This is a genomic window from Pseudaquabacterium pictum (assembly GCF_005403045.1).
Lineage (GTDB): Bacteria > Pseudomonadota > Gammaproteobacteria > Burkholderiales > Burkholderiaceae_C > Pseudaquabacterium > Pseudaquabacterium pictum.
This window is the reverse complement of record NZ_BJCL01000007.1, coordinates 127464-145041: the sequence shown is the minus strand read 5'-3', so window position 1 is coordinate 145041 and position 17578 is coordinate 127464. Positions and strand designations below refer to the sequence as shown.

Annotated in this window: 12 protein-coding genes; 8 read left to right on the top strand and 4 right to left on the bottom strand. The window is 71.0% G+C overall.

Annotated elements, in window-relative coordinates:
- Nucleotides 1-7: 7 nt before the first annotated feature.
- On the bottom strand, nucleotides 8-235 hold the full coding sequence (locus FFT10_RS27795; RefSeq protein ID WP_162520807.1) for a hypothetical protein: 228 nt from the start codon (nucleotides 233-235) through the stop codon (nucleotides 8-10).
- A gap of 103 nt (nucleotides 236-338) precedes the next feature.
- Between FFT10_RS27795 and FFT10_RS14805 the strand changes: the two genes are divergently transcribed.
- Nucleotides 339-4238: a beta strand repeat-containing protein gene (locus FFT10_RS14805; protein ID WP_162520806.1), complete on the top strand. Its 3900-nt coding sequence runs from the start codon at nucleotides 339-341 to the stop codon at nucleotides 4236-4238.
- On the opposite strand, the gene FFT10_RS14800 is transcribed toward FFT10_RS14805, so the two are convergent.
- The 3 genes from FFT10_RS14800 to FFT10_RS14790 form a co-directional block, all read right to left on the bottom strand.
- Entirely contained in the window at nucleotides 4219-4986 is a 768-nt protein-coding gene (locus FFT10_RS14800) for an enoyl-CoA hydratase (RefSeq protein WP_137733621.1), read from the bottom strand. The genes FFT10_RS14805 and FFT10_RS14800 overlap by 20 nt on opposite strands.
- 1 nt (nucleotide 4987) lies before the next feature.
- Complete coding sequence (locus FFT10_RS14795) at nucleotides 4988-5818, bottom strand: acyl-CoA thioesterase (RefSeq protein WP_137733620.1); 831 nt, start codon at nucleotides 5816-5818, stop codon at nucleotides 4988-4990.
- A gap of 71 nt (nucleotides 5819-5889) precedes the next feature.
- Entirely contained in the window at nucleotides 5890-7983 is a 2094-nt protein-coding gene (locus FFT10_RS14790; protein WP_162520815.1) for an ATP-dependent helicase, read from the bottom strand.
- 179 nt (nucleotides 7984-8162) lie between these two features.
- On the opposite strand from FFT10_RS14790, the gene FFT10_RS14785 reads away from it, so the two are divergent.
- The 7 genes from FFT10_RS14785 to zwf all read left to right on the top strand — a co-directional run bounded on the left by FFT10_RS14785 (nucleotide 8163) and on the right by zwf (nucleotide 17571).
- The gene (locus tag FFT10_RS14785) at nucleotides 8163-11156 is read left to right on the top strand and encodes an adenosylcobalamin-dependent ribonucleoside-diphosphate reductase (protein ID WP_137733618.1); all 2994 of its coding nucleotides are present in this window, start codon (nucleotides 8163-8165) and stop codon (nucleotides 11154-11156) included.
- A gap of 157 nt (nucleotides 11157-11313) precedes the next feature.
- The gene (locus FFT10_RS14780; protein WP_137733617.1) at nucleotides 11314-12087 is read left to right on the top strand and encodes an ABC transporter ATP-binding protein; all 774 of its coding nucleotides are present in this window, start codon (nucleotides 11314-11316) and stop codon (nucleotides 12085-12087) included.
- On the top strand, nucleotides 12087-12791 hold the full coding sequence (locus tag FFT10_RS14775; protein WP_137733616.1) for an ABC transporter ATP-binding protein: 705 nt from the start codon (nucleotides 12087-12089) through the stop codon (nucleotides 12789-12791). Before FFT10_RS14780 ends, FFT10_RS14775 begins: the two co-directional genes overlap by 1 nt.
- Before the next feature lie 50 nt (nucleotides 12792-12841).
- Nucleotides 12842-14047: an ABC transporter substrate-binding protein gene (locus tag FFT10_RS14770; protein ID WP_137733615.1), complete on the top strand. Its 1206-nt coding sequence runs from the start codon at nucleotides 12842-12844 to the stop codon at nucleotides 14045-14047.
- Between the two features lie 118 nt (nucleotides 14048-14165).
- Nucleotides 14166-15050, top strand: coding sequence for a branched-chain amino acid ABC transporter permease (locus tag FFT10_RS14765; protein WP_137733614.1), 885 nt, complete (start codon nucleotides 14166-14168; stop codon nucleotides 15048-15050).
- A gap of 1 nt (nucleotide 15051) precedes the next feature.
- Nucleotides 15052-16014, top strand: a complete 963-nt coding sequence (locus FFT10_RS14760) for a branched-chain amino acid ABC transporter permease (protein WP_137733613.1) — start codon at nucleotides 15052-15054, stop codon at nucleotides 16012-16014.
- A gap of 93 nt (nucleotides 16015-16107) precedes the next feature.
- Nucleotides 16108-17571, top strand: coding sequence for a glucose-6-phosphate dehydrogenase (zwf, locus tag FFT10_RS14755; protein WP_137733612.1), 1464 nt, complete (start codon nucleotides 16108-16110; stop codon nucleotides 17569-17571).
- Nucleotides 17572-17578 lie beyond the last annotated feature (7 nt).

Here is a 17578-nt window from a genome sequence, read left to right as displayed (position 1 = left end):
AGCCGCCTCACCGCGGCCCCCCGGCTGGGGCGCCGGCGGTGGGCGGCGTTGCCTGCTCCGCTGCGCGTGTGCGGCCCTTCAGCCATTGGACCGGGCAGGCCGCCATGGCGTTGTGGGTGAACGGCGTGCGCTTGTGCACGCGGCCGCGACCGGCGATCAGCCCGGCGCGCATGCGCCAGGCCAGCGCCAGGCCCCAGCGCAGGCCCGCCAGCGGCAGCCAGGTGGCGGCCGACATGCGCGCCCGCCGCGGCGGGCGCGCAATCCCTGTTCCAGGGGGGGTGACACCGTCCGTGCTGTGCATACGCTCACGCTGTTGTCAACGCCCGGAGGTTGCCGCCATGCCTGCACCGTGCCTCGTCGTCCACCACGGCCACCCGGCCCGGTCCCGCGCCGTCTGCCGTCCCAGGCCGCACCGTGTCGCGCCCACCGCGATCGCGCTGGTCCTGGCGGCATTGGCGGCTGGCCATGCGCAGGCCCAGACCTGGAATGGCAATGGCGTCACCAACCTGTGGAGCGATCCACTCAACTGGAGCGTGTTTCGCCCGCCGATCGGTGGGTTCGGCACCACGCTCACCTTCACGGGCAACCGGCAGCTTGCCACGCAGCAGAACCTCGCTTCGGTGTTCGACCTGAACGCGATGACGTTTGCCAGTGGCGCCGGCGCGTTTTCCATCAGCGGCAACACGGTGCGCTTTCTCGGCTTCGCGTCCCTGGTGCAGAACTCGGTCAACGCGGTGGTGATTGCCAGCCAGGTGCAGGTGGCCGACCGGCTGGTGGTGAGCGGCGCGGGCGACATCAGCTTCAAGGGCGGGCTGGCTAATGGCGGCGCCACCACGCCGTTGCTGGCCCTGCAGGGCACCGGCCGGCTCACGCTGACCGAGCCCGGCAGCTTCAGCGGCCGGGTGGAGGTGGACAGCGGCGTGCTGCGGCTGGAGCATGCGCTGGCGCTGCAGTCGGCCCATGTGGCGCTGAACGCCGACAACGCGCTGCAGCTGGCCACCGGCCCTACCGCGCGGCTGCGCCTGCTCACCGGCAGCGGCGACCTGGCGCTGGGCGCCACCAGGCTCACGCTGGGCGGCACCAGCAACACGTCGCTGCGCTACGACGGCGGCCTCAGCGCCACCACCGGCGGGCTCACCATCTCCGGCGGCGGCACCGCCCAGTTCACCGGCCGCTCGAGCATCGATGCGGTGCAGGTGCTCGACGGCCGCCTGCTGCTCAGCGGCGGCAGCCTGCAGCTGAACAACCGCGACCAGGGCCTGCACGTGGGCAACGGCCTGACCCCCACCGCCGGCACGCCGACCCTGGACGTGACCGGCGGCGCCACGCTGTCGGCGCGGGGCCGGACGGTGCAGATCGACGGCGGCGTCGGCACCGAACTGCGGGTGCTGGAGACCGGCAGCACCCTCCACACCGGCTTCCAGACCCTGGTGGGCAACCACGCCAACGGCCGCCTGGTGGTGACCGGAGGCACGGTGGCGGCCGGCAGCTTCCTGGCCATGGGCTTCAACAACGCCAGCGTGGGCGCGCTGGACATCGGCCTGGGCGGCCTGGTCACCAACACCGTGGGCCTGCTGGGCACGCTGACCGGCGCCACCGGCTCGGCGCAGGTGTCGGGCGCGGGCGCCCGCTGGGAGAACGCCCAGCTCGGCCTGGGCGGGTTCAGCACGGCACAGAACGGCGGCACGGGCTCGCTGCTGGTCAGCAACGGCGGCCTGGTCACGGTGAGCGACGCGCTCACCTTCTGGACGGCGGCCAGCCGCATCACGCTCGACGGCGGCCACCTGCGGGTGGGCCGGCTGCTGGCCGAGCCCGGCCGGGGCGGCACCATCGATCTGCAGGGCGACGGCCCGCTGGGTGTAGCGATGACCATCCTCGGCACCGGGGATGCCAGCTTCAGCGGCATGCTCACCGGCAGCGGCACGCTCTACAAGACCGGCGCCGCGGCCCAGACCCTGGCCAGCGCCAACCCCTTCAGCGGCAATACCGCCATCGATGGCGGCCGCATCGTGCTGGGCCATGCCCAGGCCCTGCAGAACAGCACCGTGCAGCTGGCGGTGGACGGCGGGCTGGATCTCAACGGCCATGCCGATGTCACGCTGGGCGGCCTGTCCGGCAACGGCAGCCTGTCGCTGGGCAGCACGCTGCTGCGCATCGGCAACAACGGCCGCGCCACCACCTATGGCGGTGTGCTGGCCGGTGCCACCGGCACCCTGGTCAAGCTGGGGTCCGGCACCACCACGCTCACCGGCACCGGCAGCACGCTGAAGATGCTGGTGTCCGAGGCCGGCAGCCTGGTGCTGCAAGGCGGCAGCCTGACCCTGGGCGATCCGGGCGCCGGGTCGGCCGCCACGGCGCTGGCCGTCGTCGGTGGCGGCGCCCTGCACATCCTGGGCGGCGCGCAGGTGCGGGCCAACCAGCCCGGCGCCAGCTCGGTGTTCGTCGATGGTGTGGCCGGCACGCAGCTGCTGATCGACGGCGCCGGCAGCCGCCTGGACGCCGGCTTCCAGTTCATCGCCGGCAACAGCGGCCTGGGCACGGTCACGGTGCGCAACGGGGGCGCGCTGGCCAGCAGCTTCGCGCTGGCTGCGGGCTTCGCGGGTGGCAGCCGCGGCAATCTGACGGTCGAATCCGGCGGCACGGCCAGTGCGGCTGCGGTGGCACTGGGCACGCTGGCGGGCAGCGTGGGCGAGGCGCTGGTCACCGGGGCGGGATCGCAGCTGCTGGTGAGCAGCACGCTGGGCATCGGCGGCTTCAGTGGCGCCCAGACCGGCGGCACCGGCACCCTGACGCTGGCCGATGGCGGTAGCGCCCGGGCCGATGTCACCCATCTCTGGACGGCCGGCAGCAGCGTGCGCATCGATGGTGGCGTGCTGACCACGGCGGGCCTCAGCAGCCAGGGCGCCGTCGGCGAGGTGGCCTTGCTGGCCGATCCGCTGAGCGGCAGCGCGCTGGTGCTCGACGGCGCCAGCGGCGTGCACAGCTTCGCCGGCCGCATCACTGGCGATGGCAGCCTGCGCAAGACCGGCGCCGCCACCCAGCTGCTGACCGGTGTCAACAGCTTTGCCGGATCGGTGCAGGTGCTGGGCGGCACGCTGCAGATGGCCAGCGGCGCGGCCAGCGACTACACCGTGGCGTCCGGCGCGCTGCTGCAACTGGGCGCCCGCAACCTGGGGGGTGCGGTGGTGCAGGCCGATGCGGGCGGCCGGGTGCAGTACACCGGCACCACGCTCACCGGCGGCCTGCTGATGGGCAGCGGCGCGCATGACATCAGCGGCGTGCGCCGGCTGGTCGGTCTGCAGGTGGCCAACGGCGTGACCCTGCTGCCGCGCGACGGCGCCACCTTCGTCGGCCTCACCAACGCCGGCCTGGTGAACAACGGCCCCGGGCGCCTGCTCAACTGGCAAGGTGGCGGCATCACCACCGGTGCGCTGCAGGTGGCGGGCACCACGGCGGTCAGCGGCTTCAGCTCGACCGGGCGCATCGACGTGCTGGCCGGCGGCACGCTCGGCAACGAAGGCAGCGATCTGGTGCTGGGCGGTGGCAGCCGCACCCTGGTGGGCGCGGCCGATGCGCCGGGCGGCGAGATCCTGCTGGCGGCCGGCACCACGCTGCAGCTCAACGGTGGCCTGCTGGTCAACAACGGCCGCATCGCCGGCCCGCTGGTGGTGAACTTCGGTGGCGTGGCCAAGGGCGCGGGCCAGTTCGGCGCCGTCACCGTCACCGACGGCGGCAGCTTCTCGCCGGGCAACAGCCCCGGCACGGCCCGCACCGGCAGCGCCACCTGGGCGGCCGGTGGCAGCTACCTGGTGGAACTGGCTGCGGCCACCGGCACGGCCGGCACCGACTGGGACCTGTGGGCAATCGACGGGAGCCTGGACATCACCGCCGGCACCAGTGCGAACAGCCGCTTCACCATCAGCCTGGTCAGCCAGGACAGCGCCGGCGCGCTGTCCCCGCTGGCCGGTTTCGATCCGTTGCGCGGCCACCGCTGGCTGATCGCCGACACCACGCTGGGCATCACCGGCTTCGACACGGCGCGTTTCACGCTGGACAGCCGCGGCTTTGCCAACGCCACTGCGGGCGGCAGCTTCTCGCTGGCGGTGAGCGACGGGGACCTGTACCTGAACTTCGCGCCGGTGCCGGAACCCGGCACCTGGGCGCTGATGCTGGGCGGCCTGGCCGGCCTGGCCGGGCTGGCGCGGCGGCGGGTGGCCCTCACGCGCGCCGGCGCGTGATGAACGCCTGCATGTGCTGCTGCGGCTCGCCGGTGCTGAAGGCGCGGGCGAACTCGGCCACGCTGCGGTCGATGGCGTCGTCGAGCGGCAGGCGCTCCCAGTCGCGCAGCAGCCGCTTCTGCTGGCGCAGCACCTGCGGTCCCAGGCCGGCCAGCTGGCGGGCGGTGGCCTGCACCGCGGCATCCAGCGCCTCGGGTGCATGCACCTGGTGCAGCAGGTCGATGCGCAGGGCCTCGTCGGCGCCGATGGTCTCGCCAGTCAGCAGCAGCCAGGTGGCGGCCGACATGCCCACCCGCCGCGGCAGCATGGCGGCATGGATCACCGACGGGATGCCCACCTTCACCTCGGGCATGCCGTAGCTGGACTGGCGGCTGGCGATGCGCAGGTCGCAGGCCAGTGCGGCCTCCAGCCCGCCGCCCAGGCACCAGCCGGCCAGCCGGGCGACCACCGGCACCGGGAACAGCCGGATCGCCTCGCACAGGTCTTTCAGCCGGGTGATGAAGGCTGGTGCGGTGTCGGGCGTCAACACCGCCATCTCATGGATGTCGGCGCCGCCGATCCAGGCCTGGTCGTCGCGGCCGCGCAGCACCAGCACCCTCAGCCGCGGCTCGGCTGCCAGCTGCTGCAGCGCCGCGGTCAGTGCGGTGATCTCGGGCGTGCCGACGATGTTCAGCGCCTTGCGGCCGGGGATGGTCAGCGTGGCGATGCCGTGGTCGTCGAGGCTGGCGGTCGGCTGGTCGGTGGCCATCTCATTCCTTGTAGTAGACGATCTGGTGCGTGCTGCACAGCAGGTGGCCCTGGGCGTTCCACAGCAGGCCGGTCTGGTCGAAGAAGCCGTGGCGGAAGTTCAGCGCCCGCGCCTCGGCCAGCAGGTGGCCGTCGCCGCAGGCGGCCAGCTGCGCACTGTCGGCATGGAAGTACACCGTCATCGACACCGTGCCCACCGGCACCCGGGTGGCGCGGCGCAGCCACACCCGCGGGAAGAACACGTCGGCCATCGCGGTGAGCGAGGCGAAGTCCAGCGGCCGCGGTGGGTCGTCGCGCAGCCACCAGCGGGTGAGGCTGTCATCGGCCGTCTGGCCGTCCCACTGGCGCGGCAGGTCGCCCTGCAGCGACCGCACCTCGTACCGCGCGATCCAGGCCACCGGCGTGCCGCCGCGCTCGGACCGTGGCAGCCCGTCGGGCGCGGGCACGGTGGGCATGGTTGCGTCGCTGGCGCTCCAGGTGGGCCGGCGGGCGGCGGTCACCACGGTGGCGGTGGTGCTCACCTGCTCGGTGCCGTCGGCATCCGTCTGCACCAGCTCCACCCACCAGTGCTGGGTGCTGCGGTTGGTGCGCGCCGGCCGGGCACGGGCGGTGATCGGGCCTTCGCCCACCGGCCCGGCGAAATTGACGGTCAGCGAGATCGGCGCGCCCAGCAGCTGCGGGTGCTGCAGCACCGCGTTCAGTGCCATCGCGGCGGTGAGGCCGCCGAACGGGCCGATCATGTTCCAGTAGGCCGGGTGGCTGTGGCCGCTGAAGGCATCGGAGCCGGCTGGCGCCAGGGCGATGGCGGCGTCGAAAGGGTGGGGTGCAGACATGCGGCGCAGTGTGCCGGGCGGGCCGGCGGGCGGCTGTCCGGCAAGGGACGCGGCCGCGCTGGGTGCCGGTGTCAGTCCCAGGCCTGGCCCAGCTGCAGCAGCGGCGCTGCGCCGGTGGGCCGCGGCGGCAGCACGGCGGGCGCGGCATCGGGTGCGGCCGGGCCGTCGGTCACCCGGTCGAACCAGGCGGCCACCGCCGGCGGGATGAAGCGGCTCAAGCCGCCGTACAGGTGGCGGTCGCCCAGCCGGTGCTGCTGGGTGACATGGAAGCGCAGCGGCACCATCAGCGCCAGGTGGTGGCGGGCGCGGGTCATGGCCACGTAGAGCAGGCGGCGCTCCTCGGCCACCGCGGCGGCGCTGCCGGTGGCCATGTCGGCCGGCATGCAGCCGTCGATGACGTTGAGCACCGTCACCGCATCCCACTCCTGGCCCTTGGCGGCGTGGATGGTCGACAGGATCAGGTAGTCCTCGTCCTGGTGCGGCACGCCGGCTTCGTCGCTGGTGGCCTCGGGCGGGTCCAGCGTCAGCTCGGTCAGGAAACGTTCACGCGAGGGTTGCAGCGCGGCCAGGCGCTGCAGCTGGTCGAGATCGAGCTGGCGCAGCGCGGCGCTGTCGCCGTGCAGGCGTTCCAGGTGCGGGGTGTACCAGGCGCGCACCGCGTCCAGTTCGGCCGGCCAGGGGGAATCGGCCGCTTGCAGCTGCTGCACCAGCCTGGCCAGCGCCGGCCAGTCGGCCCGGGCCGCCGGCGGTGGCAGGAAGGCGGCCAGCGCCGCACGCGGATCGTCGGCCGCCGTCAGCGCATCGACCAGCCGGCGCGCGCCGCGTGGCCCCAGGCCCGGCACCAGCTGGGCGGCGCGCCAGGCCGCTAGCATGCAGCGCGGGTTCTGGCCCCAGCGCAGCAGGGACAGCAGGTCCTTGATGTGGGCCGCCTCCAGGAACTTCAGCCCGCCGTACTTGACGAACGGGATCTGCCGGCGCGCCAGCTCCAGCTCCAGCGCGGCGCTGTGGCTGCCGGTGCGGAACAGCACCGCCTGCTGCTTCAGCACCACGCCCTCCTCGCGCCGGGCCAGCACCGCATCGGCCACCCAGCGGGCCTGGGCCAGTTCGTCGGCCACCGTCACCAGCTGCGGGCGCGGGCCGGTGGTGCGGTGCGTCCACAGTGTCTTGGCATGGCGGTCGGCTGCCTGGGCGATCACCGCGTTGCTGGCGTCCAGGATGGGCTGGCTGCTGCGGTAGTTGCGCTCCAGCAGCACGGTGCGGGCCTGCGGGCCGAACTGCTGTGCAAAGCCCAGGATGTTGCCCACCTCGGCCGCGCGGAAGCGGTAGATGCTCTGGGCATCGTCGCCCACCACTGTCAGGCCGCGGCCGTCGGGCTTGAGCCGCTGCAGGATGGCGGCCTGCAGGCGGTTGGTGTCCTGGTACTCGTCGACCAGCACCGCGTCGAAGCGGGCGCCGATGTGGGCGGCCAGGCCGTCGTCGGCCAGCACCTGCAGCCAGGCCAGCAGCAGGTCGTCGTAGTCCAGCAGCTGCTGGGCGGCCTTGGCGGCGGCGAAGGCGCGGAACAGGACCTTCAGCTCGGCCTCCCAGGCGCTGCACCAGGCAAAGTGATCGGCCAGCACCTGGGCCAGCGGCTGCTGGCTGTTGAGGGTGCGGCTGCAGATCGCCAGGCAGGTGGCGGCCATCGGAAACCGGCTGTGCGCGGCCGCCAGCCCCAGCGCCTGGCGCTGCAGGGCCATCAGGTCCTGCGCGTCGCCGCGGTCGATGATGCTGAAGTGGTCCGGCAGGCCGATCTGAGTGGCGTACTCCCGCAGCAGGCGGGCGCCGATGGCATGGAAGGTGCCGGCCCAGGGCAGCACCGGCGGCGCCTGGGTGGCGCGCAGGCCCAGGGCCTGGTGCAGCCGGCGGCCGGCACGCTGGGCCATCGACTGCGCCGCCCGGCGTGAAAACGTCAGCAGCAGCAGCCGGTGGGGATCGACCCCCGCCAGCACCAGCGCGGCCACCCGCGCGGCCAGCGTGGCCGTCTTGCCGGTGCCGGCGCCGGCCAGCACCAGCAGCGGCGCATCGCCCTGCTGCACGGCGGCCAGCTGCTGCGGGTTCAGGTCGGCCAGCCAGGGCGGCGGCGGGCTGTCGGCGGGCGCCGCAGCGGTCGTGCAGGAGTCGGCCAGCGCGGCCATGTCAAGCCCAGGTTGGATGGCGGTGGGGGTGTTGCCGGGGCTGGCCCGGCGGGCCGAGAATACTGTATAAACGTTCAGGTCACGCGCCCCTTGCGGCGCATCAACCACCCTGTGGCGCCTGGCCCCACACTGGCGGGCCGGCCCGCCGGCCCGGCCCCGAAAGACACCCGATGCCCGACAACACCTCCACCCGCGCTCCCGCCCGCGCCCGCAGCGCGGCCACCCCGTCGGCCGCCCCCAGCCGCGCCAACCTGCCCCCCCAGGCCATCAGCGCCGAGGTGCTGGCCGAGAAGTACGCCAAGGGCCACGAGGCCACGCTGGACGATGTGCGCCAGCGCGTGGCCCGCGCCCTGGCCGAGGCCGAGGCGCCCGAGCAGCGCGCCGCCTGGGAGGCGAAGTTCCTCGACGCGCAGCGCCGCGGCTTCGTGCCGGCCGGGCGCATCAACTCGGCCGCCGGCACGCCGCTGGCGGCCACGCTGATCAACTGCTTCGTGCAGCCGGTGGGCGACTCGATCTCGCAGCCTGAAGAAGGCTTTGCCGGCATCTACACCGCGCTGACCGAAGCCGCCGAGACCATGCGCCGCGGCGGCGGCGTGGGCTACGACTTCTCCCGCATCCGGCCGCAGGGCGCCTGGGTGGCGCCCACGCAGAGCAGCGCCAGCGGCCCGGTCAGCTACATGCGGGTGTTCGACCGCAGCTGCGAGACGGTGGAATCCGCCGGCAGCCGCCGCGGCGCGCAGATGGCGGTGCTGCGCTGCGACCACCCCGATGTCGAGGCCTTCATCCGCGCCAAGGACTCGGGCGACTTGCGCAACTTCAACATCTCGGTGGGCATCACCGATCACTTCATGCAGGCCGTGGCCGCCGATGGCGACTTCGCCCTGGTGCACAAGGCCGAGCCCGGCCCCACGCTGAAGGCGGCGGGTGCCAAGCAACGCGCCGACGGCCTGTGGGTCTACCGCACGCTGCGCGCCCGCACGCTGTGGGACCAGATCATGCGCAGCACCTACGACCATGCCGAGCCGGGCGTGCTGTTCCTCGACCGCATCAACAACGACAACAACCTGGGGTATTGCGAGACGATCGCGGCGACCAACCCGTGCGCTGAGCAACCGCTTCCGCCCTACGGCTGCTGCTGCCTCGGCAGCGTCGACCTGACGCACTTCGTGCAGCGCCCCTTCGAGGCCGATGCCGATTTCGACGACGCCGGTTTCGCCCAGGTGTGCGCGGTGGCCACCCGCATGCTCGACAACGTGCTCGATGTGACGGTCTGGCCGCTGCCGCAGCAGCAGGCCGAGGCGCGCGCCAAGCGCCGCGTGGGGCTGGGCTTCACCGGCCTGGGCGATGCGCTGGTGATGCTGGGCCTGCGCTACGACACCGCGCCGGCCCGCGCCATGGCCGCCCGGATCTCGGCGGTGATGCGCGATGCCGCCTACGCCGCCAGTGCCGACCTGGCGGTCGAGCGAGGTGCCTTCCCGCTGTTCAATGCCGACCTGTACCTGTCGCGCGGGGCGTTCGCGTCGCGCCTGCCGCAGCCCTTGAAGGACAAGATCCGCACCCAGGGCCTGCGCAACAGCCACCTGCTGTCGATCGCGCCCACCGGCACCATCAGCCTGGCCTTTGCCGACAACGCCAGCAACGGCATCGAGCCGGCCTTCAGCTGGAGCTACACCCGCAAGAAGCGCGAGCCCGACAACAGCTTCAAGCACTACGCGGTCGAAGACCATGCCTGGCGCCTGTACCGCCACCTGAAGGGCGCCGATGCGCCGCTGACCGAGGCCTTCGTCACCGCGCTGGAGATGAGCGCCGAGGCCCATGCCGCGATGGTGGCGGCGGTGGCGCCCTACATCGACACCTCGATTTCGAAGACGGTCAATGTGCCCGCCGACTATCCGTACGAGGACTTCCAGGGCCTGTACCTGCAGGCCTGGCAGAGCGGCCTGAAGGGCCTGGCCACCTACCGGCCCAACAGCGTGCTGGGCTCGGTGTTGAGCGTGGATGCGCCACCAGTCGCACCGGCCGCGCCGCAGCCGGCAGCACCCCAGCCGATGGCCGCCGACGGCGCCAACCAGCGCCTGCGGCTCGACCGCCTGCCCGCGCCGGTGCTCGACAGCCTGCGCTGGCCCGGCCGGCCCGAGCTGCCCGGCGGCAACCCGGCCTGGAGCTACCTGATCCAGCATCCGCATGGCGACTTCTCGCTGTTCGTCGGCGAGCTGCCGGCCGAGGCCGGCCCGGGCCTGGGCCTGTTCGCGCAGAACCTGCCGTTCGAGGTGTGGGTCAACGGGGCAGAGCAGCCGCGCGGCATCGGCGCGCTGGCCAAGACCCTGTCGATGGACATGCGCGCGCACGATGCCGCCTGGCTGCGCCTGAAGCTCGACGCCCTGGCCACCGTGGCCGAGGAGCGGGCCTTCGAGATGCCCTTCCCGCCCAGTGGCGAGAAGCGGCTGTTTCCCGGCGTGGTGGCGGCCACCGCGGCGGTGATCCGCTGGCGCTGCGAGCAACTGGGTGCGCTGCAGGAGGGCGGCCCCACGCCGGTGGTCGATGCCATGTTCAGCAAGGACGAGCCGCGCACCGGCACCGCCGGCACGCTGGCCTGGGCGGTCGATGTCGACAACCATGCCACCGGCGAGAGCTTCACCGTCACGCTGAAGGAGGTGGCGCTGCCCGGGCCGGACGGCAGCACCATCAACCGGCCCTGTGCCATCGGCTTCTCGGGCAACTACCCGCGGGCGCTGGATGGCCTGGCCCGGCTGCTGAGCCTGGACATGCGGGTGATGGACCCGGCCTGGATTGGCATGAAGCTGCGCAAGTTGCTGAACGTGGGCGAGCCGCTGGGCCACTTCATGGCGCCGGTGCCCGGTGAGCGCCGCCAGCAGACCTGGCCCAGCACCGTGGCCTACATCGCCCGCCTGGTGATCCACCGCTACGCCATGCTGGGCGTGCTGGATGAACACGGCATGCCGGTGCAGGCCATGGGCATCCTGGCGGCGCCTGCGGCCAGGCCGACAGCGGCTGACGCGCCGGCGGGCAGCGCACTGCCAGCGCCGGTGAACCTGGCCACCATGGCCGGCAAGGCCTGCCCCGAGTGTGGCAACCACACCCTGATCCACAAGGACGGCTGCGAGTTCTGCACCGCCTGCGGCTACGTGGGCCAGTGCGGCTGACCCAGCAAGGGCTGACGCCGGCCTGACAACCAGGGACGCCCCGATCGGGTGTGTCATGGATGCGGCAGGTGCGGGCAGCGCTTGCCGCTATGCTCAACCCCTTTCGCGCCCGCCGTGGCCGGCCAGCACCGGCTGGTGGCCGGACTGCGCCCCCGACATGAGCAACCCCTACATCCTCGAGACCCGCGCGCTGACCAAGGAGTTCAAGGGCTTCGTGGCCGTCAGCAAGGTCGATCTGCAGGTGCGGCGCGGCAGCATCCATGCGCTGATCGGGCCCAACGGCGCCGGCAAGACCACCTGCTTCAACCTGCTGACCAAGTTCCTCACGCCCACCTCGGGCCAGATCCTGTTCGACGGGCAGGACATCACCAACGAGACCTCGGCCCACATCGCCCGGCGCGGCGTGATCCGCTCGTTCCAGATCTCGTCGGTGTTCCCCCACCTCACCGTGCTCGAGAACGTGCGCGTGGCACTGCAGCGCACGCTGAACAACAGCTTCCAGTTCTGGCGCAGCGAGAAGGTGCTCGATCAGCTGAACGGCCAGGCCATGGACCTGCTGCGCGAGGTGGACCTGGAGAAGTACGCCGCGCTGACCGCTGTCGAGCTGAGTTATGGCCGCAAGCGCGCGCTGGAGATCGCCACCACGCTGGCGATGAACCCCACGCTGATGCTGCTGGACGAGCCCACCCAGGGCATGGGCCTGGAAGACGTGGACCGCATCCGCCAGCTGATCAAGAAGGTGGCGGCCAACCGCACCGTGCTGATGGTGGAGCACAACATGAGCGTGGTCGCCAGCATCGCCGACACCATCACCGTGCTGCAGCGCGGCGCCACCCTGGCCGAGGGCAGCTACGAGCAGGTGTCGAAGAACCCGGCCGTCATCGAGGCCTACATGGGCAGTGCGAATGTCGAGTTGAAGGGAGCGCATTGATGGCCAAGCGCTTCCTCGAAGTCAAGGGCCTGCACGGCTGGTACGGCGAATCGCATGTGCTGCACGGCGTCGACTTCCATGTCGACGAGGGCGAGGTGGTCACGCTGCTGGGCCGCAACGGCGCCGGGCGCACCAGCACGCTGCGCGCCATCCTGGGCCTGATCGGCAGCCGCAAGGGTTCGGTGCAGGTGCTGGGCCAAGAGACCATCGGCATGGCCACCCACCGTATCGCGCGGCTGGGCATCGGCTACTGCCCGGAAGAGCGCGGCATCTTCTCCAGCCTGTCGGCCGAAGAGAACCTGATGCTGCCGCCGCAGCTGGGCGAAGGCGGCATGTCGATCGACCAGATCTACGCCATGTTCCCCAACCTGAAGGAGCGTGCCAGCAGCCAGGGCACGCGGCTGTCGGGCGGTGAGCAGCAGATGCTGGCGGTGGCCCGCATCCTGCGCACCGGCGCCCGCCTGCTGCTGCTCGACGAGATTTCCGAGGGCCTGGCCCCGGTGATCGTGCAGAAGCTGGCCGAGATGGTGCTGGCGCTGCGCCAGCAGGGCTACACCATCGTGATGGTGGAGCAGAACTTCCGCTTCGCCGCGCCGCTGGCCGACCGCTTCCTGGTGATGGAGCATGGCCAGGTGATCCAGCAGTTCACCCAGGCCGAGCTGCCGTCGCGCCTGGACAGCCTGCACGAGTACCTGGGCGTCTGACGCCCCGCAGCCCCCAGTTTTCCCATTCCATCCGTCCGGAGACACCCCCCATGCAACTCAAGTCGATTGCCGCCGCCTGCGCGCTGGCCACCACCGCGCTGTTCGGCACCGCCCAGGCCCAGATCTCGGGCGACGTGATCAAGGTCGGCATCATCACCGACATGTCGGGCCTGTACTCCGACATCGACGGCCAGGGCGGTGTGGAAGCCATGCGCATGGCGGTGGCCGAGCTGGGCGGCGCCATCAACGGCAAGAAGATCGAGATCCTCTACGCCGACCACCAGAACAAGGCCGACGTGGCTGCCGCCAAGGCGCGCGAGTGGTTCGACACCCAGGGCGTGGACATGCTGATCGGCGGCACCACCTCCAGCACCGGCCTGGCCATGTCGGCCATCGCCCGCGAGAAGAAGAAGGTGTTCCTGGCCGTCGGCCCGGCCACCTCGGCGCTGACCAACGAGCAGTGCAGCCCCTACACCGTGCACTGGGCCTACGACACCGTGGCCCTGGCCAAGGGCACGGGCGGCGCGGTCGTCAAGGGTGGCGGCAAGAGCTGGTACTTCCTGACGGCCGACTACGCCTTCGGCACCGCGCTGCAGAACGACACCACCGCGGTCATCAAGGCCAATGGCGGCACGGTGGTGGGCTCGGTGCGGCATCCGCTGTCGGCCAGCGATTTCTCCAGCTTCCTGCTGCAGGCGCAAGGCAGCAAGGCACAGATCCTGGGCCTGGCCAATGCCGGTGGCGACACCGTCAACGCCATCAAGGCCGCGAACGAGTTCGGCATCACCAAGACGATGAAGCTGGCCGGCCTGCTGATGTTCATCAACGACATCCATGCGCTGGGCCTGAAGACCACCCAGGGCATGTACCTGACCGACAGCTGGTACTGGAACCGCGACGCCGAGACCCGCGCCTGGAGCCGCAAGTTCTTCGAGAAGATGAAGCGCATGCCCAGCTCCATCCAGGCGGCCGACTACTCGGTGACGCTGAACTACCTGCTGGCCGTCAAGGCCACCGGCAGCGACGATGCAGACAAGGTGCTGGCCCACATGCGCAACACCAAGGTCAACGACGTCTTCGCCAAGGGCGGCTACATCCGGCCCGATGGCCGCATGGTGCACGACATGTACCTGATGCAGGTGAAGTCGCCCGACAAGAGCACCGAGCCCTGGGACTACTACAACGTCGCCCAGGTCATCAAGGGCGAGGACGCCTTCACCACCAAGGCCGAGAGCAAGTGCTCTCTGTGGAAGTGAAGCGATGAGCACGCGGCTGTCGTCAAGCGGACGCCGCGGATCCGGCTCTGCCGGGCCGCTGGCGGCGCCCCCCTGGGGGGGAGCGGCGAAGCCGCTTCGGGGGGGGGTCTAGTTCACCATGGAGATCTTCGGCATCCCCTTGCAGGCCTTTCTGGGCCAGCTGCTGCTGGGCCTGGTCAACGGCTCGTTCTACGCCATGCTCAGCCTGGGCCTGGCGGTGATCTTCGGCCTGCTGGGCATCGTCAACTTCGCCCATGGTGCGCTGTACATGATCGGCGCCTACGTGGCCTTCGGGCTGACCGAGAAGCTGGGCATCGGCTTCTGGGGCGCGCTGGTGATCGCGCCGATGGTGGTGGGCGCGCTGGGCGTGGTGATCGAGCGCACCCTGCTCAAGCAGCTCTACAACATCGACCCGATCTACGGCCTGTTGCTGACCTTCGGCCTGGCGCTGATCGCCGAGGGCATCTTCCGGGATCAGTTCGGCGTCTCGGGCCAGCAGTACCCGGTGCCCGACCTGCTGCAGGGCGCCACCAACCTGGGCTTCATGGTGCTGCCCAATTACCGGGGCTTCGTGATCTTCGCGTCGCTGGCGATCTGCATCGCCACCTGGTACCTGATCGAGCGCACCCGGCTGGGCAGCTACCTGCGCGCCGGCACCGAGAACCCCAAGCTGGTACAGGCCTTCGGCGTCAACGTGCCGCTGATGGTGATGCTGACCTACGGCGCCGGCGCCGGCCTGGCGGCGATCGCCGGCGTGCTGGCCGCGCCGGTGATCCAGCTCACGCCGCTGATGGGCAGCAACCTGATCATCATCGTCTTCGCGGTGGTGGTGATCGGCGGCATGGGCTCGATCATGGGCTCCATCCTCACCGGTCTGGTGCTGGGCCTGGTGGAGGGCCTGACCAAGGTGTTCTACCCCGAGGCCTCGAGCATCGTGGTCTTCGTGATCATGGCCATCGTGCTGGTGATCCGCCCCGCCGGCCTGTTCGGCAAGGAACGTTGAGATGAGCGCCCTCACTGACAAGCGCATGCAGACGCAGGCCCGCTGGGCCTGGGCCGCCGTGCTGGCCGTGCTGCTGGCGGCGCCGTTCATCGGGCTGTACCCGGTGTTCATGATGAAGGCGCTGTGCTTCGCCATCTTCGCGGTGGCCTTCAACCTGCTGCTGGGCTTCACCGGTCTGCTGTCCTTCGGCCATGCGGCCTACCTGGGCGCGGCCGCCTACTTCACCGGCTGGCTGGTCAAGGAGGCCGGCTTCTCGCCGGAGCTGGGCGTGCTGGTGGGCACGCTGGGCGCCGGCCTGATCGGCCTGGTGGTGGGGCTGATCGCCATCCGCCGCCAGGGCATCTACTTCGCGATGATCACGCTGGCGATGGCCCAGATGGTGTATTTCGTCTGGCTGCAGGCGCCGTTCACCGGCGGCGAGGACGGCCTGCAGGGCGTGGCCCGCGGCACGCTGTTCGGCGTGCTGCCGCTGGCCAGCGACACCACCATGTACTACGTGGTTCTGGCGATCTTCGTGGCGGTGTTCCTGGCTGTGATCCGCATCGTGCATTCGCCCTACGGCCAGGTGCTCAAGGCCATCCGCGAGAACGAGCCGCGCGCCATCTCGCTGGGCTACGACGTCGACAAGTACAAGTTGCTGGCCTTCGTGCTGTCGACCACCATCGCCGGCCTGGCGGGATCGCTCAAGACCCTGGTGCTGGGCTTTGCGACGCTGTCGGATGCGCACTGGTCGCTGTCGGGCGAGGTGGTGCTGATGACCCTGCTGGGTGGCATGGGCACCTTCGCCGGCCCGGTGATCGGCGCTTTCACCATCATCGGCCTGCAGAACTACCTGGCCGACCGGGTGGGCTCGTGGGTGACCGTGATCATCGGCGCGATCTTCGTGCTGTGCGTGCTCGGCTTCCGCCGCGGTTTCGTGGGCGAGCTGCTGGCCTGGCAGAAGCGGCGGCAACGCAGCGATTGAGTCTGATGTCGGGCCATCCAACGGTCCGAAGCTTGCTAGTCTCGGTGCAGCCCGGCCGCCAGGCCGCGGCATCGTGCTGCAAGGAGCGTCTCCATGGCCAAGATCCCGCCCGGCGTGGGCCCGCAGTTCCCGCAGGTGGTGGTGCTGTTCGGCGCCACCGGCGATCTGGCGAAGCGCAAGCTGCTGCCGGGCCTGTACCACCTGGCCACGGCGGGCTTCATCCCGCAGTGCCGGGTGATCGGCGTCTCGCTCGACGACATCGACCTGCCGGCCTTCCGGCAGATCGCCCGTGGCGCGCTCGACCAGTTCTTCGCCCGACAGGTGACCGACGCCGACTGGGACGCGTTTGCCCAGACGCTGGACTACGTGCCGCTGGCCGCCGGCGCACCGGCGCTGGGGGCGGCGGTGGCCGCCGCCGAGGCCAGCCTGGGCACCGAGTGCCGCCGCCTGCACTACCTGAGCGTGCCGCCCAGCGCGGCGCTGCCGGCGGTGCGCTTGCTGGGCGAGGCCGGGCTGGTGGAACGCGCCCGCATCGTGATGGAGAAGCCCTTCGGGACGGATCTCGCCAGCGCGGTGCACCTGAACCGGCAGCTGCACACCGTGTTCAGCGAGGAGCAGATCTTCCGCATCGACCACTTCCTGGGCAAGGAGCCGGCGCAGAACATCCTGGCCTTCCGCTTCGCCAACGGCCTGTTCGAGCCGATCTGGAACCGCAACTTCATCGACCATGTGCAGATCGATGTGCCGGAAACGCTGGGTCTGGGCCAGCGAAGCGCCTTCTACGAGCAGACCGGCGCCTACCGCGACATGGTGGTGACCCACCTGTTCCAGATCCTGGCCTTCATGGCGATGGAGCCGCCCACCGCGCTGGAGCCGCAGCCCATCAGCGAGGAGAAGAACAAGGTCTTCCGCAGCATGCTGCCGATCCAGCCGGCCGACGTGGTGCGTGGCCAGTACAACGGCTACCGGCAGGAGCCGGGTGTGGACGCCGAGAGCGAGACCGAGACCTTCATCGCGCTGAAGTGCTTCATCGACAACTGGCGCTGGGCGGGGGTGCCGTTCTTCCTGCGCACCGGCAAGAAGATGGCCGAGGGCCAGCGCATCATCTCCATCGCCTTCCGCGAGCCGCCCAAGAGCATGTTTCCGCCCGGCTCAGGCGTGGGCGCGCAGGGCCCCGACCACCTCACCTTCGACCTGGCCGATGCCAGCAAGATGAGCCTCAGCTTCTACGGCAAGCGCCCCGGCCCCGGCATGCGGCTGGACAAGCTGAGCCTGCAGTTCGCCATGCACGACACCGGCCTGATCGGCGATGTGCTGGAGGCCTATGAGCGGCTGATCCTGGACGCGATGCGCGGCGACCACACGCTGTTCAACACCGCCGAGGGCATCGAGCGGCTGTGGCAGGTCAGCACCCAGTTGCTGGAGAACCCGCCGCCGGTGCGGCTGTACCCGGCCGACAGCTGGGGGCCCAAAAGCATCCACCAGCTGATCGCACCGCATGCCTGGCGGCTGCCGTTCGAGCGGGCCTGGCGCGATCCGAACGCGACGGGTGGGTGACGCGGGG

Excerpts from the sequence above, each read along its gene's own strand:
- FFT10_RS14800 (WP_137733621.1), bottom strand. The coding sequence starts at position 4,986 with ATGGCCACCGACCAGCCGACCGCCAGCCTCGACGACCACGGCATCGCC.
- FFT10_RS14785 (WP_137733618.1), top strand. The coding sequence starts at position 8,163 with ATGCCCGACAACACCTCCACCCGCGCTCCCGCCCGCGCCCGCAGCGCG.
- FFT10_RS14770 (WP_137733615.1), top strand. The coding sequence starts at position 12,842 with ATGCAACTCAAGTCGATTGCCGCCGCCTGCGCGCTGGCCACCACCGCG.
- FFT10_RS27795 (WP_162520807.1), bottom strand. The coding sequence starts at position 235 with ATGTCGGCCGCCACCTGGCTGCCGCTGGCGGGCCTGCGCTGGGGCCTG.
- FFT10_RS14760 (WP_137733613.1), top strand. The coding sequence starts at position 15,052 with ATGAGCGCCCTCACTGACAAGCGCATGCAGACGCAGGCCCGCTGGGCC.
- FFT10_RS14795 (WP_137733620.1), bottom strand. The coding sequence starts at position 5,818 with ATGTCTGCACCCCACCCTTTCGACGCCGCCATCGCCCTGGCGCCAGCC.
- FFT10_RS14775 (WP_137733616.1), top strand. The coding sequence starts at position 12,087 with ATGGCCAAGCGCTTCCTCGAAGTCAAGGGCCTGCACGGCTGGTACGGC.
- FFT10_RS14780 (WP_137733617.1), top strand. The coding sequence starts at position 11,314 with ATGAGCAACCCCTACATCCTCGAGACCCGCGCGCTGACCAAGGAGTTC.
- FFT10_RS14765 (WP_137733614.1), top strand. The coding sequence starts at position 14,166 with ATGGAGATCTTCGGCATCCCCTTGCAGGCCTTTCTGGGCCAGCTGCTG.
- FFT10_RS14805 (WP_162520806.1), top strand. The coding sequence starts at position 339 with ATGCCTGCACCGTGCCTCGTCGTCCACCACGGCCACCCGGCCCGGTCC.
- zwf (WP_137733612.1), top strand. The coding sequence starts at position 16,108 with ATGGCCAAGATCCCGCCCGGCGTGGGCCCGCAGTTCCCGCAGGTGGTG.